General features: G+C 63.6%; 22 protein-coding genes and 1 tRNA gene. 14 read left to right on the top strand and 9 right to left on the bottom strand.

Annotated features, from left to right (window positions below; translation table 11 throughout):
• Positions 1-271: 271 nt before the first annotated feature.
• Positions 272-1,330 carry a sigma-54 interaction domain-containing protein gene (locus GCT19_RS00620; protein ID WP_013088798.1) on the bottom strand — a complete coding sequence of 353 codons (1,059 nt, stop codon included), beginning with the start codon at positions 1,328-1,330 and terminating at the stop codon, positions 272-274.
• A gap of 360 nt (positions 1,331-1,690) precedes the next feature.
• Here GCT19_RS00620 and GCT19_RS00615 point away from each other — a divergent pair, with 360 nt between their 5' ends.
• The 7 genes from GCT19_RS00615 to otsA all read left to right on the top strand — a co-directional run bounded on the left by GCT19_RS00615 (position 1,691) and on the right by otsA (position 6,497).
• Positions 1,691-2,008 (top strand): DUF883 family protein, encoded by a 318-nt coding sequence (locus tag GCT19_RS00615; protein WP_152850756.1) that lies wholly within the window; start codon positions 1,691-1,693, stop codon positions 2,006-2,008.
• A 100-nt stretch (positions 2,009-2,108) separates the two neighbouring features.
• Positions 2,109-2,360, top strand: coding sequence for a hypothetical protein (locus GCT19_RS00610; RefSeq protein ID WP_018431619.1), 252 nt, complete (start codon positions 2,109-2,111; stop codon positions 2,358-2,360).
• Between the two features lie 74 nt (positions 2,361-2,434).
• The gene (locus GCT19_RS00605; protein ID WP_152850755.1) at positions 2,435-2,620 is read left to right on the top strand and encodes a hypothetical protein; all 186 of its coding nucleotides are present in this window, start codon (positions 2,435-2,437) and stop codon (positions 2,618-2,620) included.
• Between the two features lie 27 nt (positions 2,621-2,647).
• Entirely contained in the window at positions 2,648-4,048 is a 1,401-nt protein-coding gene (locus GCT19_RS00600) for a sigma-54-dependent transcriptional regulator (RefSeq protein WP_013088801.1), read from the top strand.
• 140 nt (positions 4,049-4,188) lie between these two features.
• Complete coding sequence (locus tag GCT19_RS00595) at positions 4,189-4,425, top strand: hypothetical protein (RefSeq protein ID WP_375791983.1); 237 nt, start codon at positions 4,189-4,191, stop codon at positions 4,423-4,425.
• Between the two features lie 199 nt (positions 4,426-4,624).
• Positions 4,625-4,837 carry a hypothetical protein gene (locus GCT19_RS00590; RefSeq protein WP_013088803.1) on the top strand — a complete coding sequence of 71 codons (213 nt, stop codon included), beginning with the start codon at positions 4,625-4,627 and terminating at the stop codon, positions 4,835-4,837.
• Positions 4,838-5,069: 232 nt separating this feature from the next.
• Positions 5,070-6,497 (top strand): alpha,alpha-trehalose-phosphate synthase (UDP-forming), encoded by a 1,428-nt coding sequence (gene otsA / locus GCT19_RS00585; RefSeq protein WP_013088804.1) that lies wholly within the window; start codon positions 5,070-5,072, stop codon positions 6,495-6,497.
• 166 nt (positions 6,498-6,663) lie between these two features.
• Here the strand turns inward: otsA and GCT19_RS00580 are convergent, their stop codons facing one another.
• The 5 genes from GCT19_RS00580 to GCT19_RS00560 all read right to left on the bottom strand — a co-directional run bounded on the left by GCT19_RS00580 (position 6,664) and on the right by GCT19_RS00560 (position 11,205).
• A complete protein-coding gene (locus GCT19_RS00580) occupies positions 6,664-8,082 on the bottom strand; it encodes an MFS transporter (RefSeq protein ID WP_084598208.1) in 1,419 nt (472 codons plus the stop codon).
• 120 nt (positions 8,083-8,202) lie between these two features.
• Complete coding sequence (locus GCT19_RS00575; protein ID WP_018431615.1) at positions 8,203-8,706, bottom strand: YbhB/YbcL family Raf kinase inhibitor-like protein; 504 nt, start codon at positions 8,704-8,706, stop codon at positions 8,203-8,205.
• Positions 8,707-8,947: 241 nt separating this feature from the next.
• On the bottom strand, positions 8,948-9,394 hold the full coding sequence (locus GCT19_RS00570; RefSeq protein WP_152850754.1) for a very short patch repair endonuclease: 447 nt from the start codon (positions 9,392-9,394) through the stop codon (positions 8,948-8,950).
• Positions 9,395-9,424: 30 nt separating this feature from the next.
• Complete coding sequence (gene dcm, locus GCT19_RS00565; RefSeq protein ID WP_321576726.1) at positions 9,425-10,717, bottom strand: DNA (cytosine-5-)-methyltransferase; 1,293 nt, start codon at positions 10,715-10,717, stop codon at positions 9,425-9,427.
• A gap of 161 nt (positions 10,718-10,878) precedes the next feature.
• Positions 10,879-11,205, bottom strand: a complete 327-nt coding sequence (locus GCT19_RS00560; RefSeq protein ID WP_152850753.1) for a hypothetical protein — start codon at positions 11,203-11,205, stop codon at positions 10,879-10,881.
• A gap of 204 nt (positions 11,206-11,409) precedes the next feature.
• Between GCT19_RS00560 and GCT19_RS00555 the strand changes: the two genes are divergently transcribed.
• The 4 genes from GCT19_RS00555 to GCT19_RS00540 all read left to right on the top strand — a co-directional run bounded on the left by GCT19_RS00555 (position 11,410) and on the right by GCT19_RS00540 (position 13,879).
• Positions 11,410-11,601 (top strand): CsbD family protein, encoded by a 192-nt coding sequence (locus tag GCT19_RS00555; RefSeq protein ID WP_013088810.1) that lies wholly within the window; start codon positions 11,410-11,412, stop codon positions 11,599-11,601.
• A gap of 229 nt (positions 11,602-11,830) precedes the next feature.
• Positions 11,831-12,052 (top strand): hypothetical protein, encoded by a 222-nt coding sequence (locus tag GCT19_RS00550; RefSeq protein ID WP_013088811.1) that lies wholly within the window; start codon positions 11,831-11,833, stop codon positions 12,050-12,052.
• Between the two features lie 128 nt (positions 12,053-12,180).
• On the top strand, positions 12,181-12,888 hold the full coding sequence (locus GCT19_RS00545; protein WP_013088812.1) for a glutathione S-transferase C-terminal domain-containing protein: 708 nt from the start codon (positions 12,181-12,183) through the stop codon (positions 12,886-12,888).
• Positions 12,889-13,039: 151 nt separating this feature from the next.
• Positions 13,040-13,879, top strand: a complete 840-nt coding sequence (locus GCT19_RS00540) for a hypothetical protein (RefSeq protein ID WP_152850752.1) — start codon at positions 13,040-13,042, stop codon at positions 13,877-13,879.
• A gap of 24 nt (positions 13,880-13,903) precedes the next feature.
• Here the strand turns inward: GCT19_RS00540 and GCT19_RS00535 are convergent, their stop codons facing one another.
• From GCT19_RS00535 to GCT19_RS00525, 3 genes are all read right to left on the bottom strand, one after another.
• A complete protein-coding gene (locus GCT19_RS00535; RefSeq protein WP_026227943.1) occupies positions 13,904-14,842 on the bottom strand; it encodes a class I SAM-dependent methyltransferase in 939 nt (312 codons plus the stop codon).
• Positions 14,843-15,060: 218 nt separating this feature from the next.
• Positions 15,061-15,135: transfer RNA gene (locus GCT19_RS00530), tRNA-Arg, on the bottom strand.
• 233 nt (positions 15,136-15,368) lie between these two features.
• A complete protein-coding gene (locus tag GCT19_RS00525; RefSeq protein WP_013088815.1) occupies positions 15,369-15,560 on the bottom strand; it encodes a rubredoxin in 192 nt (63 codons plus the stop codon).
• Positions 15,561-15,868: 308 nt separating this feature from the next.
• Between GCT19_RS00525 and GCT19_RS00520 the strand changes: the two genes are divergently transcribed.
• From GCT19_RS00520 to GCT19_RS00510, 3 genes are all read left to right on the top strand, one after another.
• Complete coding sequence (locus GCT19_RS00520; protein WP_013088816.1) at positions 15,869-16,270, top strand: DUF4399 domain-containing protein; 402 nt, start codon at positions 15,869-15,871, stop codon at positions 16,268-16,270.
• Between the two features lie 160 nt (positions 16,271-16,430).
• A complete protein-coding gene (locus GCT19_RS00515; protein ID WP_018431607.1) occupies positions 16,431-18,365 on the top strand; it encodes an ATP-binding cassette domain-containing protein in 1,935 nt (644 codons plus the stop codon).
• A 504-nt stretch (positions 18,366-18,869) separates the two neighbouring features.
• On the top strand, positions 18,870-20,855 hold the full coding sequence (locus GCT19_RS00510) for a DNA topoisomerase IV subunit B (RefSeq protein WP_018431606.1): 1,986 nt from the start codon (positions 18,870-18,872) through the stop codon (positions 20,853-20,855).
• The last annotated feature ends 15 nt before the right edge of the window (positions 20,856-20,870 follow it).

The raw sequence follows: 20,870 nt of genomic DNA, 5'->3' as shown, positions 1-20,870 counted from the left end.
TGCCGCATTGTGCAGGATGCGTTTTGTAATTGGCAGCGAAAAAATGCAAGCAATTGCAAAACACCGTGCGCCGCGATGTTTTCTGTTGCAAGGGCGGGAGGGCTTGCCTTGCCTGGCTCTGCCAGGTGTTCGGGACGCCAGGCAGATTCGCTGACGATGTGAGAGCTGGCGGGGTGAATTCGGTGCCGCGAAAACGCGCGGCGAAAGGATCACGACGAAAAGCGCAACAGCGGGCCGCCGCCATCGGCGAACGGCCTACGTTGCAGCGTGCCTATGAGTCGGATTCGTCTTCGCCGCTTTCGTCGCCGTACGCGCTCAGCCGGTTGTACAGCGTCTTGAGGCTCACGCCGAGCGCTTTGGCCGCGCGCCGCTTGTCGCCGCCGCAGTACTTGAGGGTGCCGAGAATAATCTGCTTTTGCGCGTCGGCGAGCGGCGTGCCGATCCACACGCTCATCGCGTCGCCTTGCGTGACCGCTTTCTTGACTCGCGACGCAAGATGCGGATGCGGCAACTCGACGGTCTTCTCCGCGAGAATGAACGCGCGATACACGGCGTTCTTCAACTCGCGCACGTTGCCCGGCCACGACCATGACCGCAGCGTTTCGATCGAGCGTTTGCTGAAGCTCTTGTTGGTGGCTTCCTGCTGGTTCAATTGCGCGAGGAAGTATTGCGCGAGCAGTTCGCGATCGTTTTCGCGCTCGCGCAGCGGGGGCGCGCGCAGCGGAAACACCGCGAGCCGGTACATCAGATCCTCGCGCAAGCCGTTTTCCTTGACGGCCACCGCGGGATCGCGATTGGTCGCGGCGATCACGCGCACGTTGCCGCTGATCAGCTCGTTGCCGCCGACCCGATAGAACGTGCCGGTTTCGAGCGCGCGCAGCAGCTTGACCTGGCGCACCGGCGCCATTTCGGTGATTTCGTCGAGAAACAGCGTGCCGCCGTTCGCATGTTCGAAGTAGCCGATGCGGCCCTGGACCGCGCCGGTGAAGCTGCCCTTTTCGTGGCCGAACAGTTCGGCTTCGATCAGCTCATCGGGAATCGCGCCGCAGTTCACGGCGACGAACGCGCCGTCCTTGCGGCCGCTGCGCTCGTGGATGGTGCGGGCGATCAGCTCCTTGCCGGTGCCCGATTCGCCGATGATCAGCGCGGTCGCGTCGGTATCGGCGACGCGTTCGATCTGCTCGTACAGATCGAGCATCACCGGCGACGAGCCGTACAGCAGCCCGTACGATTTCAGTCCCGCGACGGCATCCCCGACGCGCTGCTTCGATTGTGGCGAAGCATTGCCGCCGGCGGACACGGTGGGCGAGTCCAGATCGATTGACGCCATAAAAGGGGGAGTCCTGTGCAAATGAAGTTCGTAATGCGGCGCGCAGGCCTTGAATGCGATAGACCGTACAGCCACTATCTCATAAAAGACGATTTAACCACTTCGACACGGATTCCGGCAATCGAACTGGCAGCCGCTGCGGTAGCCATGCGCGCAATCGGTCGAAAGTGCTCGAAATTGGCCTTTTTCATCGCGCTGAAGCGGTAAATATACCGGGCACATGCATTGCATCATTGACCGTTTGACCGAGTCGTGCGAGCTTTTGACGGCTACGTCGCGGCGGCGCTGGCGAGCGCAGGGCGGCAACCCGGCAACCCGCATCGCGCGGCCAGGAACGCCGAATCAGACGAGGAGTGAACGATGACCGACACCACGCAACAACTTGCACTCGGCGGACAGAAGATCGTCGAGGATCTCCGGGTGCTGCTGAGGGACTCGGAGGAAATGCTGCGGCTCGCCGCCAACGTGCCGGGCGAAGGCGTGGACGCCTTGCGCGACCGGCTCGGCACGCATGTGGAAACGCTGCAATCGGCGCTCGGCGATGCGCAACGCAACGTGCATCGCCGGTATCGCGAGGCGGCGGTCAGCACCGAGCACTATGTGCGCACTAACCCGTGGCGCGCGCTCGCGCTCGCGGCGGGCACCGGTTTTCTGCTGGGCGTGCTGGTCGCACGTTAGAGGCGGCGCGGCGAGCGACGCTCGCATCGGCTCGCTGAAAGGCGCGGCGCACGTCTGGCACGACCTGCACTCATCCGCATCACGATCCAAGGAGTTCATGATGACACGTCCCACGATTGGTTTTTTTAGCGCATTGATGGCACTCGGCGGCTTTCTCGCGGTTCGCTACGTGCAACACAAACGCACGGGCCAGATTTCCCCGGCCCGCGAGTTGAGCCGCTGGGAAAACGAGGGCGGCGCGGTGGCGGCGCCGGCAACTTTGTCGAGCGAGCTAGCGCCCGCCTCTCAAAGCACCAACGGCTCAGGGCAGGTTGCCGGCGAACACCGCGCATGGCCATTTCCGCGTGGCTAACGCGCGGCGCTCGAATCCGAGGGAGGGCAGCGGTGCAGCCAGACCGGCGGTCGGCGCCTGGAAGGGATTGTTAAATGGATTCGATAAACCCGTATAATAGGCAAATAGACAACAATGATGCAGTAGTCGGCTGGAATGTCGCCACTATTGTTGCAATTTTTCATCAAATGGTCGGCGGAGCGGGACTCACGTCGAATCCGCGCCATGCAGCCGACCCGACCCAGCGGCATGCCCATGGGGATGTTCCGCATATTTTCTGACCCACGCTTGCAGGCTTTCCAAACGCGATGCCACATGTACTGATTGTCGATGACGACGCAGGTACCCGCGAGGCGCTTTCCGCCATCATCGGGGAAGACGGGCTGACCACCGCCACCGCGGGCGATCTGCGCGAAGCGCGTATTCAACTGATCCGGCAGATGCCGGACGTCGTATTCACCGACCTGAAGCTGCCCGATGGCAGCGGGGTCGATCTGTTCGAAGATCTCGATCCGCGCTCCGGCGTCGAGGTGATCGTGATCACGGGTCACGCGACGGTCGAGTCGGCGGTCAGCGCCCTGAAAATGGGCGCGGCCGACTACCTCGTGAAACCGATCAACATGCAGCGTGTGAAGGCGATCCTGTCACGCCTGCCGCGCCCCGGCGACCTGAAAGCCGAAATCGGCACGCTGCGCGGCGAGTTGCGCCGCATGGGCCGCTTCGGTCTGATGCTCGGCAATTCGCCGGCGATGCAGGAGGTCTACGATCAGATCAGCCGCGTCGCGCCGACGGCGGCCTCGGTGATGCTGGTCGGCGAATCGGGCACCGGCAAGGAAGTCGCCGCGCAGACGCTGCACGAGCTGAGCCTGCGTCGCAAGCACGCGTTCCTCGCGGTCAACTGTGGCGCGATTTCGCCGAATCTGATCGAGTCGGAAATGTTCGGCCACGAGCGCGGTTCGTTCACCGGCGCGGATCGGCAGCACAAGGGCTATTTCGAGCGCGCGAACGGCGGCACACTGTTCCTCGACGAAATCACCGAGATGCCGATCGAGCTGCAGGTGAAGTTGCTGCGCGTGCTCGAGACCGGCATGTTCATGCGTGTCGGCACGACCAAGGAAATCGAAACCGATGTGCGCCTGATCGCGGCCACCAATCGCGATCCCGAGCAGGCGGTGCTCGAAGGCAAGCTGCGGCTCGACCTTTACCATCGGCTGAACGTGTTTCCGATCAGCCTGCCGCCGCTGCGCGATCGCGGCAAGGACGTCGAACTGCTCGCGCAATCGTTCCTCGATGAGCTCAACGAGCGTCACGGCACGAAGAAGCATTTCCCGGTCGCGGTGAAGGAGATGCTGCTGTCGTATCCGTGGCCGGGCAATGTGCGCGAGCTGAAGAACTACGTGCAGCGCGCGCACATCATGTCGAGCGCGGATTCGGATACCACCGCGACCGTGCCGTTGCAGATCACGCTATCGAAGCCCGCGACCGGCACCGCGATCACGATCCCGTTCGGCACCTCGCTCGCGGAAGCCGACCGTCAGCTGATTCTGGCGACGCTCGAGCAATGCGGCGGCGTGAAGACGCGCGCCGCGGAAATTCTCGGCATCAGCCTGAAGACGCTGTACAACCGGCTCGTCGAGTACGGCAACGATGCGCGCGAGGACGGCGATCCCTCCGACGAATCACGCGCGCTCGGCGGCGCCGACGCCTGATCCGCACTCGTTCACACGTCGTCTGCATCATCGGCAATCGCCCGCCCGGGCTCCGGGCGGGCACCCTGACGGCACAGGCCTTGCTGCGCTCCGGTGGAACGCAAAACGAGGTCACCGACATGCCGCACCTGCCGCCGCACCTGCCGCATCACGCTGCCGTTTCCCCGCCGTCCGGGCCGTTGCACGCCCACCGGCCCGAACCGGTCGAGCCTCCCGCCGCGCCGCCGGACCCGGCCGAACCCGACACGATCCCCGGCCCGACACCCGATCCGATCGAGCCCGTGGAACCGGTCACGCCGCCGATCGGCGATCCGCCGCCGCAGCCAACGCAGACGCCCCAAGCCGCCGACCGACGAGAGCGTCCGCTGCAATGCTGATGCGATCCTCGACGCTGACCTACTATCGCGCACCGGACGCAACCAAACCCGCGCTGCAGCGGACCGTTGCCCCGCTTCGGTGCAGTGCATTGCTGTACTTGTTACAAAGCCGGCGCATCTTTTACCGGCAATTTACGGTTTCGCCCCCTAGACTGTAGGGATGCCGCAACAAGCGGCAGGCTTCCCCGGAGGCACGATCATGAGACACCCCGCATTGCGTCGTTCCGCGCGCCATTCCAAGCGCGGGCCACGGCCGGCCGATGTCAAGACTGAGCCGGCGGAGTCGCCGGACCCGGCGGCGCAGAACCGGATCGCCCCGCATACGCCGCCGGACGGCGAGCACAACCAGGGCGGGGTGCGTCAGGAAGGCCTCGAATACCAGCGCGATCTGGGCTCGGAGCAGGACGCCTGACGCAGCGCAGTAACGGCGCGGGGTGTTCCAGCGGCAGCGATGCCGGTAAGAAAGACCGTCGCTATCGTCCGATTTAACAGAAAAATTTTCTTCGCAATTCGTGGTGATTGCGGGGATTCGCTCGTTTGTCACATTTTCATACAACTTTATTTCCGATATCTCAAATATCGGCACGCTGCTTGCATGCACCGTTTTGGCGCAATTCCGCATACAACGAAACAATGGAGCACTAATGAGCAGATTGATCGTGGTATCGAATCGTGTCGCACCGATTCAGGAAGCGCGTCCGGCAGCGGGCGGGCTCGCGATCGGCGTGCTGGACGCACTGAAGGAAACCGGCGGCGTCTGGTTCGGCTGGAGCGGCGAAACGGTCAGCGAGCCATCCGCGCCCGTGATCGAGAAGCAGGGCAACGTCACCTACGCGACGGTGGGCCTCACCAAGCGCGATTACGACGAGTACTACCGCGGTTTTTCGAACACCACGTTGTGGCCGACCTTTCACTATCGCAACGACCTGTCCCGCTACGACCGCGAGGACTACGCGGGCTACCAGCGCGTCAACGCGACGCTGGCGAAGCAGTTGAAGGAACTGCTCAAGCCCAGCGACATCATCTGGGTTCACGACTACCATCTGCTGCCGTTCGCGCGTTACCTGCGCGATCTCGGCGTGAAGAACCCGATCGGCTTCTTCCTGCACATTCCGTTTCCGGTGCCCGAGGTGCTGCGCACGATTCCGCCGCACGAGGAGATCGTCAAGGCGATGTGCAGCTACGACGTGATCGGTTTTCAAACCGAGGCGGATCGCCAGTCGTTCGTCGACTATATCGAGCGCGGGCACCACGGCACGTCGAGCGAAGACGGCATGGTGCACGCGTACAACCGCTTCCTGAAGGTCGGCGCGTACCCGATCGGCATCTATCCCGACGCGATCGCCAAAGCCGCCGAGCAGTTCACCGACCGTAAGGCGGTGCGCAGCCTGCGCGACGGCATGCGCGGGCGCAAGCTGATCATGAGCGTCGACCGGCTCGATTATTCGAAGGGGCTGGTCGAACGCTTCCAGGCATTCGAGCGGCTGTTGCAGAACGCGCCCGGCTGGCATGGCCGCGTGTCGCTGGTGCAGATCGCGCCGCCGACCCGCGCCGACGTGCAGACCTATCAGCGCATCCGGCAAACGCTCGAAGGCGAAGCTGGCCGCATCAACGGCCGGTTCGCGCAGCTCGACTGGACGCCGATCCAGTATCTGAACCGCAAGTACGAACGCAATTTGCTGATGGCGCTATTCCGCCAGTCGCAGGTCGGCTACGTGACGCCGCTGCGCGACGGGATGAATCTGGTGGCCAAGGAGTACGTCGCGTCGCAGGACCCGGCCGATCCGGGCGTACTCGTGCTATCGCAATTCGCGGGTGCGGCCGAGCAGCTGCCGGGCGCGCTCGTCGTCAATCCGTTCGATCTGTCGCAGATGGCCGAAGCGCTCGAACGCGCGCTGTCGATGCCGCTCGCGGAGCGTCAGGCGCGTCATGCGGACATGATGGAGCCGATGCGCGAGAACAATCTGTCGGTTTGGCGCGATACCTTCCTCGACGATCTGCGCCATGTCGCGACCGCTTCTTCGGTGACGGCCAAAGCGGTAAAGCTCGCTGACGTGACGGCATCGTCCTGAGCGGACAGTCGCGGCCCGCGCGGGCGGGCGACGCGTGAGCCGGTCACGTCGTGAATGAAGTGACAACGAAGATCGAAGCAAAACGGGCGTGCATCGCGTCGTGCGATGCACGCCCTTTTTTCGTGGATGCGTTGCACGTCGCACGGCCACAATCCCGCCACAACCCTCAAGCCGGCTGCGTCACCTTCTGCATGACCCGCATCGTGCTGACGACCGCCGCGACCGCCGCAAACCCTGCGGCCACATACAGCGCGACGACCGTCCCGCTTTGCGGCGCGACACCGAAGATCAGTGCGACCAGCGCCGCGCCGAGCGTTTGCCCGGTCAGGCGCGCGGTGCCGAGCATGCCGCTCGCGCCGCCGCTGCGTTCGCGCGGCGCGGACGACAGTATCGTGCGATTGTTCGGCGACTGGAAGATGCCGAAGCCCGCGCCGCACAGCGCCATGCGCCACGAAATCTGCAGCGCGTCGGGGTGAGGTCCGAGCGTCGCGAGCAGCAGCAGGCCGACCGTCATCGCGGCGAGCCCGACGCCGCCGAGCCAGCCGGACGATATCCTGTCCGACAGCACGCCCGCGATCGGCGCGGCGATGATGATGATCGCGGGCCACGGCGTCATCAAAAGACCGGTTTCGACCTGCGACATGCCGAGCGTTTCCTGCAGCAGGAACGGCAGCGACACGAACGCGAGCATCTGCGCGCAGAACGAGCAGACCGACGTGCCGATCGACAGCGCGAACACCGGAATACGCAGCAGGTCGATCGGCAGCAGCGGGGCGGGCCGCGTCAGTTGCCGGCGCACGAAGAAGTAGCCGACCACCAGTGCGCCGAGCGCTTCGAGCGTCACGTAGCCCAAGCGCTGACCGTGGCCCAGGCCATCGACCGCGAAAATCAGCAGGCCGAACACGAACGCGTTCATCACCGCGCTCAGATAGTCATACGGCGATTCGTGGCCGGGGTTCATCGGCAGCGCCTTGAAGCCGCCGACGATCGCCGCGATCCCGATCGGCACGTTGATCGCGAACAGCCACGGCCACGTGGCGATCGCGAGCACCCCTGACGCGACCGTCGGCCCGACCGCCGACGACACCGCCACCACCATCGCATTGATCGAGACGCCGCGCCCGAGCTGCGCCGGCGGATAGATCATGCGCACGAGCGCGGTGTTCACGCTCATGATGCCGGCCGCGCCGAAGCCTTGGACCACGCGCGCGAGCGCGAGCGTCGCAAGCGAGTTCGACAGCGCGCAGCCGAGCGACGCAACCGTGAACAGGATCAGACCCGACAGATAAATGCGCCTGTAGCCGATGCGGTCGCCGAGCGACGCCATTGGCAGCAGCGAGATCGTGATCGCGAGCTGATACGCGTTGACGACCCAGATCGACGCGGCGGCGCTCGCATTGAGGTTGCGCGCGATCGTCGGCAGCGCGACGTTGGCGATTGCGCTGTCGAGCACCGCGAGCGTCAGCGACAGCGCGATGACCAGCATCGCCCAGTAGCGTTGTGGAACCGGCAGGCCCAGTTCCTTGCCTTCGAAGCGGGGAGTGGAAGGCGTCGGGCCATCCGTGCGCGGGGAGGGTGCGTGCATCGATTGTTCGATTTGTCGGTGATGTTGCCGCGTCTGTGCGCGGCTACGCGCTGGCCGCTGCTGGCGTATCGCTCGGCGCGGCGCCGGCGCTGCCGGGACGCCGGCGCCGCGCTCGCGTCGTCATTTGAGTTCGTAAAGGCCCGTGTGGGTCGTCGAGTCGATTTCGTCCAGATGGGTCATGAAGCGCGCGACCGCATTGGTGGTTTCCGCGCTGACCGGCAGATGCGGCACCTTCAGCGCATGCAGCCGGAAGATGAAGCGATGCGTGCGATCCCCGCGCGGCGGCGCGGCACCGCCGTAGCCGACCGTCCCGTAGTCGTTGCGCAACTGTATCGCGCCCTGCGGCAGCAGCGAGCCGTCGGCCTTGCCAGCGTTGCGTGGCAGCGAGCGCGCGTCGGCCGGGATGTTGACGACGACCCAATGCCAGAAGCCGCTGCCGGTCGGCGCGTCGGGATCGTGAACGGTGAGCGCGAAGCTTTGCGTGTCCGCGGGCGGCGCTTCCCATTGCAGTGACGGCGAGATGTTTTCGCCGTCGCCGCCGAACGCCTTGTCGTTGTATTCGTGGTCTCTCGGCATGAAGCCGTTGTTGGGAAAGTCGTCGGACCAGAGACGGAAGTCAGCCATGATGTGTCTCCCTTGTTGATTGCTTCTGGGATCGTCGGAGTGCGCGATGTCGCGGCGGGCGAGGCGCATCTCGTGGCATGCCGGAGCGCGTGAGGACGTGCCGTGAAAGCGTCGGGAAAGCAGCCGGAAATCGCCGCCGAAGCCTGCCTCGAAGGCATCTCGAAAGCATGCCGGGTGTGCTTTTCGAGTGTAGCACCAGCGACCGCGAGACTCGCGCGAGCAGGGCAGCTCGCGCGTGGTTTCAGCCGCGTTCCTCGAACTCCGGCGCGTCGCTTCTGATCCACGCGACGAGCCGTTCGATCATGCCCGCAATATCGCGATTCGCACCCCGCAAAGCGCATTCCCACACGATCGCGACGCGCCAGCCGCTCGCGAGCAGCGCGGCGCGCACCTTGTCGTCGTTGCTGCGATTGCGGCCGATCTTGTCGCGCCAGAAGTCGGGCCGCGTCTGCGGCCATTTGAACAAATGACAGTCGTGGCCATGCCAGAAGCAGCCATGCACGAGCACCACCGCGCGATAACGCGGCAGCACGATGTCGGGGCGGCCGGGTAGATCGCGCGCGTCGAGCCTGAAACGCAGGCCCTGCCGATGCAGCAGGCTGCGGATCAGCACCTCCGGCTTGGTGTTGCGGCCGCGAATGCCGGACATCATCCGGCTGCGCGTCGCGCTATCGACGATATCGACCATCGTCAGTGGGCCAACGGGTCGCGCGGCCGCTCACGCGTAGAGCGGCAGGGAGTGTTTCGACGCATCGCGGGTCGGGTGGGCGAGCAGGGTTTGCACATGCGGCAGCATGATACGCGCCACTTCGCGCATCACCGGCATCACGACGCTGTTGCCGAACTGCCGGTAGGCCTGCGTATCGCTGACCGGAATCCTGAAGCTGTCGGGAAAGCCCATCAGCCGCGCGCATTCGCGCGGCGTCAGACGACGCGGGCGCAGCGCCTCGCCCTGATAGACGAGAATTTCGGAGCCGTCCTTGTGATAGCGAGCGGACAGCGTGCGCGTCACGCTATCCGGATACGCCATGCCGAAACCGAAACCGTTGCCCGCCGCGCGATGCTTGGCCGCGTAGTTCTGCAAATACGCCCACAGCTTCGGGGTGAGCGTGTACTTCGGCTGCACGCGGCGCGCGGCGTGATCGAAGAAGCGGTCGTGGTCCCACGGCAGCACCGGTTCGGTGCCGTCCGTGCGGTGCAGGATCGCGCCGAGCCGCGGACCCTCGTCGGGCAGGCGCAGGTCGTCCCACGTGAACGCGGTCTTGCCGCGAAAGCCGACGATGATGATGCGCTCGCGATGCTGCGGCGTGAAATGCTGACCATCGATCACGCGGTAATGTACCTCGTAGCCGAGCTCGTCGCGCAGCGTTTGCAGGATCACGTCGAAGGTGCGGCCCTTGTCGTGCGACAGCAGGTTTTTCACGTTTTCGAGCAGAAACGCGGCGGGGCGCTTCGCGGCGATGATGCGCGCGACGTCGAAAAACAGCGTGCCCTGGGTCGTGCATTCGAAACCGTGCGGCCGGCCAAGCGCGTTTTTCTTGCTGACGCCGGCGATCGAAAACGGCTGGCACGGAAAGCCGCCGAGCAGCACGTCGTGGCCCGGCACGTCCTCGGCGGGAAACGCGACGATGTCGCCGATCAGCGCGTGTGCGCTGCCGCTCGCGGCGTTGCCGCCGTAGTTCTCGCGATAAGTCCGCGTCGAGAAATCGTTCCACTCGCTGGTGAACACGCATTCGCCGCCGTGCGCCTCGAAGCCCATGCGAATGCCGCCGATGCCCGCGAACAGATCGATGAAGCGAAAGCGCGCCGCGTCGCCCGCATGTTGCGCCTCCCGCGCGCCTTGCCGCAGCAGATCGCGCAACGCGGGTTCGAGCATCGCGGGACAAGGCGTTTCACCTTTTTCCCAGCGACGCACCGTCTTGGTGTCCTTGCCGACATGGGCTGCGATTTCGCGTTGGGTGAAACGGGCGCGCGCCTGCTTGAGCAGGTCGAACGGGGCGACGAGGGTCACGTGGCGTCCTGGCTGGGAATTTTTGCGGACATTATGACCTAAGGTCGTCCCCTTTCCCTATTTTTGACGCCGATCGAACAGGATTTTTTCGCGATAAGTAGCGCCGCTGCGTTTGTCTGCGGCGAGTGCAGAAGCGGTGAGGGGGCTGCGGCGTGACGAGATCAGGCCGACTTCGCTTTCTTCGCCGGCTGAGCCGGTTCGAACCGTGAGGTCGGCGCGGGCGCGAAGCGTTCCCACTCCGGCAGCGGCGTCGAGGCGAGCCGATCGAGTTGCAGAAGCAGGCTTTCGACCTTGTCCAGTTGGGCGGGAGAAAGCTGGCCGCTGTCGACCAGCGCGGTCAACCGTTTGCGCCAATAGGTGGCTGGCAGGATCGGACCCCCGAAATCGCCACGCAGCGATACGTGCATCACGCGTGCAATGTGCGCGATGTCGTGGTCGATCAACGCAGCTTGCGATGATCCCGAAATCGTAGTGTCCGTATGGTCCATGACTCCTCCCTGAACGCATTTACGGCGGTGCGCGGCGAGACTTTAGGCCTTATTCGATAAAAAATTTGCGCGATCGCGCATCGGCGTTCGTCGATGGCGCCGCGCCGCGCGCGGAACGGCGCCGGGAACGGCCGTTGCTGAGTCCCACATACCGGCGGAATACCGCGCCGGCATCTCTGTCGACTACGCATATGGGAGCCAAGCATGAACAAGGATCAAGTGAAGGGCGTTGGCGAGCAGGTCAAGGGCAAGGTCAACGAGGCCGTCGGCAAGGCCACGAACGACCCCGCGAAGGAACTCAAGGGCGATGTGCAGCAGGGCGCCGGCAAGGTGCAGAAGGCCTATGGCGATGCGAAGGAGGACGCCAAGGACAATGCAAAGCGCGGTCATCACTGACCCCGTTCGGCGTAGGTTGCCGTAACGGCGAGGCGTCGCGACTGTCGCGGCGCCTTTGTTTTTCGGACCGCGCAGATTGGAGCGCGCCAGTCCGATTTCACTGTTTGGGTCGCGGCTGACGCTCGCGCGGCGGCCGGCCTGGGAGTAACCCGTGATCACGATGATGGGCATTCCGCACGCGCCGCGAGCCCTTTAGACTTGGCGCAAATCCCACCAGGAGGTCGCGCCAATGACACCCGAAAAGATCCTTTCGATGTTCGAACGGCAGTACCTGGAAGGCAAGGCGCCGCCCGATCTCGAAGCGACTTGTGCGAGCTTCGCGACGTGGCTTGCGGCCGCGTGGGAACTGCTCGACGGCACCGAGAAGACGCTGCTGCTGACGGTCGGCGCGACGCTGTGGCGAGAGGGCTTCAATCTACGCGCGGGCACCGCGACGAAGGACTTGTGGTGATCCGCCGATCGCGAACGGCGCGGTTGCCACGGCGTCTGTAAGGTCTTCGCGCGGCCTCGCACGCGTTGTGGCGAGTCGGTTTATATTGGGCGGTCTTGCAATTCCTGTCCCTATGGCGACCCGAACCCATGACCGATTTATCCGCTTTCGCGATCACGAACAAATGGCCGGCCGAGCATCCGGACCGGATTCAGCTCTATTCGCTGCCGACGCCCAATGGCGTAAAAATCTCGATCATGCTCGAGGAAACCGGCTTGCCGTACGAGCCGCATCTGGTGCGTTTCGATACCAACGATCAAATGACGCCGGCGTTTCTGTCGCTGAACCCGAACAACAAGATTCCGGCGATCCTCGATCCGAACGGTCCCGACGGCAAACCGCTGCCGCTGTTCGAATCGGGCGCGATCCTGATTTACCTGGCCGACAAAAGCGGCCAGCTGATCCCGAAGGACGCCGCTGGGCGCTACGAGACGATCCAGTGGGTGATGTTCCAGATGGGCGGCATCGGTCCGATGTTCGGCCAGGTCGGCTTCTTCCACAAATTCGCCGGCAGGGAATACGAGGACAAGCGTCCGCGCGATCGCTACATCGCAGAATCGAAGCGGCTGCTCGGCGTGCTGGAGCAGCGCCTCGAAGGACGCGCCTGGGTGATGGGCGACCAGTATTCGATCGCCGATATCGCGATCTTCCCGTGGGTGCGCAATCTGGTCGGCTTCTACGAGGCAGGCGAGCTGGTCGGTATTCAGGACTTCCCGAACGTGCGGCGCGTGCTGGCTGCGTTCGTCGAGCGTCCGGCGGTGGCGCGCGGCCTGAATATTCCGCAGCGGCCGGCCTGATGCGGTAAGCGTGCCTCGACGGATTTTCGTGGCCTTGAAAATAATGCCGCTCAGCGCGTATAACCTTTTTAGGTAAGTGAGGTCCTTACGGGGATTTCGGGCGAGTTTCGCGCGGCAGCGCTGTGACGCGACCGGACAAAAAGGTGAAGCAATGAGCGCCGTTACATTGTTCGCATGGTCCGTTCCGGCGTATTTCCAGGGTTCCGTGGTCGATCACACATGGGTCACGACTTACGACAGCCGCGTAACGATTTATCCGGCGCTGGCGGACGTTCTGCTCGCTGGCGAGCACTACTGGTACAGCTGGGGCAGCTTCCACGCCCGAGGCGGGACGCCGGTCAGTGCGGATGGTTTTCTGGCTTCCGGCGCGGCAAATCTGCTTTATGCTAGTTGTATATGTAAGCCCGATGTGGACTCGAACATCGATCCGGCCGCTCGTGGAACGATATTCAGCTATGGTCGCGATGGTGTATGCCATCAGCTGTCGAACCAGATTCTTTGGGCGACCGGCAGCGTTGGAGCGACTCCTGCTACGGTCCGCACATCCAGGGGCTACTGGTTGAGCATCGCGATCTTCGGAACATACGGCAAGCAGCATGCTGCATGGGCGAGCAAAAAGATTCAGTGCTCGACGCCAAGCGGGAGTGACGCCATGAAGCCAGGACATCAGGAATCCGAGGTCGACGATTTTCAGGAGCATCTTCAGGCGACCTTGAAGGGTCCCGACGCGCAAGCGAAGATCAAGTCGTTGATGAATCATCGCCGCGCATTTATGGTGCGGGTCGAGCGTTTGCAATACGCGCCGCAGGGTAGCGATGCTCCGTCGGCCTCGGAGCTGAATCAGGCCTATTCGTCTTTTCTCCACGACGCTGCCGACATTCTGGGTGCCGACGACTTCGAGCGAGTATTCGGTGAGCGCCCAAAGGATCAGATGAACGTCGTCGATCCGTCGGTATACGAGCAAAGTCTCCGTCGGCCGATGCAAAAATAACGGAGCCGTTGGACTGGCGTCGCCTCAGACGCGTTTCGCGATCACCGTCGTCGAACTCGCAATGTCGAGATTCTTTTTTGCGCTCAGCTGTTTCACGAACGATCGATTCAGTAGCGTCGGCGGTCCCTGCAGAATTTCTTCGACCGTGAGCGCCTTGAATTCCTTCAGGGCATGCTCGTCGAGACCTTCGGCCCACTCGCTCATGATCCAGTAAATCGACCAGATGGCTGTTGTCGATTCCGGCACGTATACGCGTTCGGCTTTGATCTCGGATCCGAAGAGATTGAGAATCCCCTCGGCAGTCATGTTGTAGTAGTGATGCGGGTAGCCGTGAGTGGGTTGAGTGAGCGGAACCACGACGACCAGATCGCCTCCCGGCTTCAACACGCGAAGAATTTCTTTGGCGGCGGTGAATGGGTCCTTCACATGTTCGAGGACATTCAACGACAGAAGGCCATCGAACGATGCATCTTTGAATGGCAGAGCTTCGCCGACACCTCGCACATCGGTGGAGGGATAGTTGGTGATGTCGAAATTGATCACGTTTTCGTAGATCGCGGGACGGCTGCCGGCCCCGCAATCCAGAATGATCCCCGACGGATGGCGCTCGATCACATTCAGCGCATCCTGATCGTACAGATTGCTTCCAGCCAGTTCCGAGTCGTAGATATCGAACTGCGAGCGCAGATCGGGCGACAGGAAATCGAAAAACTTCCCGTCGTCGCTAAAGGGCATATCAGTGCGAAGGACCGACTCTATTCTTTTTCTGCGTGCCTGCCTGGATTGAGCGGCCACCTGTGCATCTTGCCTGCGATGACTTTCGGAGACGCCGAATACTTCGAAATGCGATCTTCCCGATCGTAATGCGCCGAGTCTGACGGCCTCAGCGACGTCCGGATTTGCGGCGAGATAGGCCTGCTCGCAGAAATTCAACGCGGTAACGCATTCAAGCGTTTGATCCATGTCGGTCCTCGGAAACGTTTCGAAAACGGCTCGCAGATTATAGCGATCCAGGATTTTCGAGCAGTGCTGGTTTGCTGCTGTGGCCGAGCGGGTGGATCCGCGTGATGTGTAGGGATCGAACTAATTCCGCGTCGAAAGCAGATGAACAGCAAAAAGCCCCGCAGCGCAACGCATACGGGGCTTTTAGGAGCGAATCTGTGAGCCGGTTTGGCTCTGCTTGGTCCCCCTGACAGGAATCGAACCTGTATCTAGCGCTTAGGAGGCACTTGTTCTATCCATTGAACTACAGGGAGAGGACCGGGCCGGCCAGATCGGCGAGGACTGGGTGAGTCCATACTGACCGGCGAGCGCAGAGTATATCAAACCGGCGCGGGCAAAAGGAGAGCCAGGCCAGCAGCGCCCGCGGGCCCCAAAACCCCAGAACAACAAACGGCCCCGCAGACATCGCCTGCCGGGCCGTGCAAACCACCCTGACCATCCGGCGAAGCGCACGCAACCGCGCCCATCGCCCGACGTCATTCCAACCTTAAAACTCCACCACCGCGAACTCCGCCTTGCCCACGTCGCACAGCGGGCAGCGCCAGTCTTCCGGGATGTCGGCGAAGCGCGTGCCCGGCGCGATGCCTTCTTCGGGAAGGCCATCTTCCTCGTTGTAGATCCAGCCGCAAATCAGGCAGACCCAGCTCTTGTATTCTGTCACTTCGATTACTTCGCTCACGACACACTCTCTCGTTCAATGCAATGGCCGGCTTGCTCTGCCCCTTTATGGGGCGGCGCGGCGACCCGCAATATTACCGGAATTAGTCAACCCAGCCGCAGATGACCAGTGCGGCGCGTTGCAACGGCTTTACGTCGTGCCCGGGCCCGCGGCGACCAGCCTCGTCACATAAGGCGTGTACGCTTTGATCTGCAAGCTGTTTGATTCGACAGATATGGCGCCCGCCCGGCATGGATTGCGACGATCGGTCCCAGAACAGGCCGCTGGCGGCGCCGGATGGCCGGATTTCGTTTCCAAAGGAGAAAACGATGTTTAAAAACAGACGGTTGATCGGCATCGTGGCGGCAGGACTGCTCACCTTGTCGGGCGTGGCGCAGGCGGAGGGCGTGACCTTCGTGCAACCGGCGGACGGCGCGACCGTCACCAATCCGGTGCACGTCGTGTTCGGCCTCGACGGCATGAAGATTGCCCCCGCGGGCACGATGACGGAGGGCACCGGGCATCATCATCTGCTGGTCGACGGCAAGCCGCTGCCGAAAGGCGAGGTCATCGCAGCGACCGACAAGTCGTTGCACTTCGGCAAAGGCCAGACCGAAACCGATCTGACGCTGCCGCCGGGCGACCACACGCTGACGCTGCAATTCGGCGACGGCGCGCATCGCTCGTATGGGCCGCAGATGAGCAAAACGATCACGGTGCATGTGAAATAAGCCGTCGTTCGAAAGGTCGGGCCGGCGCGCGGGTGTCACCGGCCCGCACCGATCGCGTTGCACGCTGCCTTGCACGCCTCTGCCGCCCGGCGTCCCTGCGACCGGCCGCGCGCCCGGTACAATGAGCAGTTCCGACTCATCGCTGTCTTCTCCCATTCCCATGTCGCTTTACACCATTACCGGAGCCCAGCTCGCGTTCGGTCACGTCGCGTTGCTCGATCACGCGGATTTCTCGCTCGAAGCGGGCGAGCGCGTCGGGCTGATCGGGCGCAACGGCGCAGGCAAGTCGTCGCTGTTGAAGATCGTCGCCGATCTGGCCAAACCCGACGACGGCCTCGTCTCGCGTCAACAGCACCTGAGCACGGTCTACGTGCCGCAGGAGCCCGAGTTCAACGCCGACGACACCGTGTTCGAAGCGGTCGCCGCCGGTCTCACCGAGGCGCGCGCGCTGCTCGACGAATACGACGCGGTCGCGCATCAGCTCGCCGATACGCCTGAAGGCGCCGAACACGACGCGCTGCTCGCGCGCATGAACACGCTGCAATCGTCGCTGGATGCCGCCGACGCGTGGAACTGGAGCACCCGCGTCGCGACCACGCTGCAGCAGATCGGCCTGAACGGCGAAGCGCGCGTCGGCTCGCTGTCGGGCGGCATGCAGAAGCGCGCGGCGCTCGCGCGCGCGCTCGTCGTGCAGCCCGACGTGCTGCTGCTCGACGAGCCGACCAACCATCTCGACTTCGACGGCATCCGCTGGCTCGAAGATCTGCTGGTGTCGCTGCGCGCGGGGCTGCTGTTCATCACGCACGATCGCGCGTTTCTCGACCGCGTCGCGACGCGCATCGTCGAGCTCGATCGCGGGCGGCTGCTGTCGTATCCGGGCAATTTCTCCGCGTACCAGACGCGCAAGGCGCAGCAGCTCGAAGTCGAGCGTATCGAGAACGAGAAGTTCGACAAGCTGCTCGCGCAGGAAGAAGTGTGGATCAGGAAGGGCGTCGAGGCGCGCCGCACGCGCAGCGTCGGGCGCATCGCGCGGCTCGTGCAGATGCGCAACGAGCGCGCCGAGCGCCGCAACGTGCAGGGCAACGTGAAGCTCGACGTCGGTCAGGGCGAGAAGTCCGGCAAGATCGTCGCGGAACTGACGGACGTGACGAAGCGCTACGGCGAGCGCACGGTGGTGGACCGCTTTACGACGACGGTGATGCGCGGCGACAAGATCGGCTTCGTCGGTCCGAACGGCGCGGGCAAAACCACGCTGCTGAAGCTGATCCTCGGCGAACTCGCGCCAGATGAAGGCAATGTGCGCGTCGGCACCAATCTGCAGGTCGCCTATTTCGATCAGATGCGCGCGGCGCTGGATCTGGAAAAGAGTCTCGCTGACACGATCAGCCCCGGCAGCGAGTGGGTCGAAATCAACGGCCAGAAGAAGCACGTGATGAGCTATCTCGGCGACTTCCTGTTCGCGCCGGAGCGCGCGCGTTCGCCGGTCAAGTCGCTGTCGGGCGGCGAGCGCAACCGGCTGCTGCTCGCGCGTCTGTTCGCGCGTCCGGCCAACGTGCTGGTGCTCGATGAACCGACCAACGACCTCGACATTCCGACGCTCGAACTGCTCGAAGAACTGCTGATCGATTACGACGGCACGGTGCTGCTCGTCAGCCACGACCGCGCGTTTCTCGATAACGTGGTGACGTCGGTGATCGCTTCGGAAGGCGGCGGCAAGTGGCGCGAATACGTTGGCGGCTTCACGGACTGGCAGACGCAGCGCGATCGCTCGGAGCAACTCGCGCTCGAAGCACAGAAAGAGTCGAGCAAGGAAGCGCCGAAAGAAGCGGCGCCGAAGGAAAGCGCCACGGGCCGCAATGCTCAGCGCAGCGCGAAGCTGTCGTTCAAGGAGCAGCGTGAACTGGAGGCGCTGCCGAAAATGATTGCCGACCTCGAAGCCGAACAGAAGGCGATCGGTGCGCAGCTCGAAGACGGCTCGGTGTTCGCGAAGGATGCACGCGAAGGCGCGCGTCTGACCGAGCGCTATGCCGAGATCGACGAAGAGTTGATGCTCGCGCTCGAGCGTTGGGACGAACTGGAAAACCGCGTCAAGTGACGCAACGTGCTGCGCGCGCCGCATGGCGCGCTCCCTCGCGCAGACCTGATGCAGCGTGCGCGGGCGGCACAAAAACAACAGAGAGAACGCCGCCGCGCATGCATTAAATATTCAGCGGGCGCACGTCCGTGCAGTTCCGCCGCTACCCGCCGCTACCCGCCGATACCCATTGCGCCGCCGTCCCGCGAGACGTTCCTCCTCCGGCGCATGTCCTCCAGTGCCCGCCGCGCCTTATCCAGTCGGCCAATTCAGCGCGACGTCAATTGCCGCCGTGATCGAAATCAGTACAATACCCCGCGAACAGGCTTCCCCGGCGGGCTGTGAGTCGATGTCCGGCCTTCGAGCGCGCCAACGGAAGCCGCGCAACAAAACAGCTTGCCCGCACTGCGGGCACCCCGCCTAACCCTGTTGTTTCGTTTCGCTTTTTTTGAAAACTCAACGCATTGTCCACGGCCCTGTCCACAGGACCTGTGGACAACGATGAACCGACGCACCGAGTCAATCATGTCTACGAAAAAGCCAAACGCCGCGTATAGCGAAGCGTCGATCAAGGTGTTGAAGGGTCTGGAGCCGGTCAAGCAACGACCCGGCATGTACACCCGCACCGAGAATCCGCTGCACATCATTCAGGAAGTCATCGACAACGCATCGGACGAAGCCCTCGGCGGCTACGGCCGGCAAATCACGGTCACGCTGCATGCGGACCATTCGGTGTCGGTCGACGACGACGGCCGCGGCATTCCGTTCGGCCTGCACCCCGACGAGGGCGTACCGGTCGTCGAAATCGTTTTCACACGCCTGCATGCGGGCGGCAAATTCGACAAGGCCGCCGGCGGCGCCTATACGTTCTCGGGCGGTCTGCACGGCGTCGGCGTATCGGTCACGAACGCGCTGTCCACGCGGCTCGACGTCACCGTGTGGCGCGACGGCAAGGTGGCCGAACTGAGCTTCGCGCACGGCGACGTCGCGAAGCCGCTCCAGGTGCGCGCCGCCACCAAGGCCGACAAGAAATCCGGCACGCGCGTGACCGCGTGGGCCGATCCGAAGTATTTCGATTCGCCGAACCTGCCGCTCGGTGAGTTGCAGCGTCTGTTGCGCTCGAAAGCGGTGCTGCTGCCGGGCGTCGAAGTCACGCTCGTCAACGAAAAGACCGGCGAGCAGCAAAGCTGGAAATACGAAGACGGCTTGCGCGGCTATCTGCTCGAAGGCATGAACGGCAGCGATCTGCTGATCCCGCTGTTCGAGGGCGAGCGCTACGCGGAAAGCTCGCGTTCGAGCGAAGAAACGTTCGCCGAAGGCGAGGGCGCGGCGTGGGTCGTCGCGTGGAGCGAGGAAGGGCCGCTCACGCGCGAGTCGTACGTGAACCTGATTCCGACGCCCGCGGGCGGCACGCATGAGTCGGGTTTGCGCGACGGTCTTTATCAGGCGGTCAAGAGCTTCGTCGAGTTGCATAACTTGCAGCCGAAGGGCGTGAAGCTGCTCGCCGAAGACGTGTTCGCGCGGGTGTCGTTCGTGCTGTCGGCGAAGGTTCTGGACCCGCAGTTTCAAGGACAGATCAAGGAGCGCCTGAATAGCCGCGATGCAGTGAAGCTCGTGTCGTCGTTCGCGCGGCCGGCGCTCGAACTGTGGCTGAACCAGCACGTCGAGCACGGCAAGAAACTGGCGGACCTCGTGATCAAGCAGGCCCAGGCGCGCACGCGCGCGGGCCAGAAGGTCGAGAAGCGCAAGAGCTCGGGTGTCGCGGTGCTGCCCGGCAAGCTGACCGATTGCGAATCGACGGAAATCGGCCGCAACGAGCTGTTCCTCGTCGAGGGCGACTCGGCGGGCGGCTCCGCGAAGATGGGGCGCGACAAGGAATATCAGGCGATCCTGCCGCTGCGCGGCAAGGTGTTGAACACGTGGGAAACCGAGCGCGATCGCCTGTTCGCGAACAACGAGGTGCACGACATTTCGGTGGCGATCGGCGTCGATCCGCATAACCCGGACGACAAGGTCGATCTGTCGAATCTGCGCTACGGCAAGATCTGCATTCTGTCGGATGCGGACGTCGACGGCTCGCACATCCAGGTGCTGCTGCTCACGCTGTTCTTCAAGCATTTCCCGCAGCTGATCGAGCGCGGCCATGTGTGCGTCGCGCGTCCGCCGCTGTTTCGCGTCGATGCGCCCGCGCGCGGCAAGAAGCCCGCGCAAAAGCTCTATGCGCTCGACGAAGGCGAACTCGAGGCGATTCTCGACAAGCTGCGCAAGGACGGCGTGCGCGACAACCAGTGGTCGATCAGCCGCTTCAAGGGTCTCGGTGAAATGAGCGCCGAGCAGCTGTGGGACACGACGATGAATCCCGACACGCGCCGCCTGCAACCGGTCGCGCTCGGCGAACTCGACTACGACGCTACCGTCGCGCGCATGACGATGCTGATGGGCAAGGGCGAAGCGGCGTCGCGCCGCAGCTGGCTCGAAGAGAAGGGCAACGAAGTGGAAGCGGACATCTGAGCGCCAGGCGCTCCA

The sequence above is a fragment of the Paraburkholderia atlantica genome, from assembly GCF_009362785.1.
Classification (GTDB): Bacteria; Pseudomonadota; Gammaproteobacteria; order Burkholderiales; family Burkholderiaceae; genus Paraburkholderia; species Paraburkholderia atlantica.
This window is presented reverse-complemented; position numbering and strand designations above follow the sequence as displayed.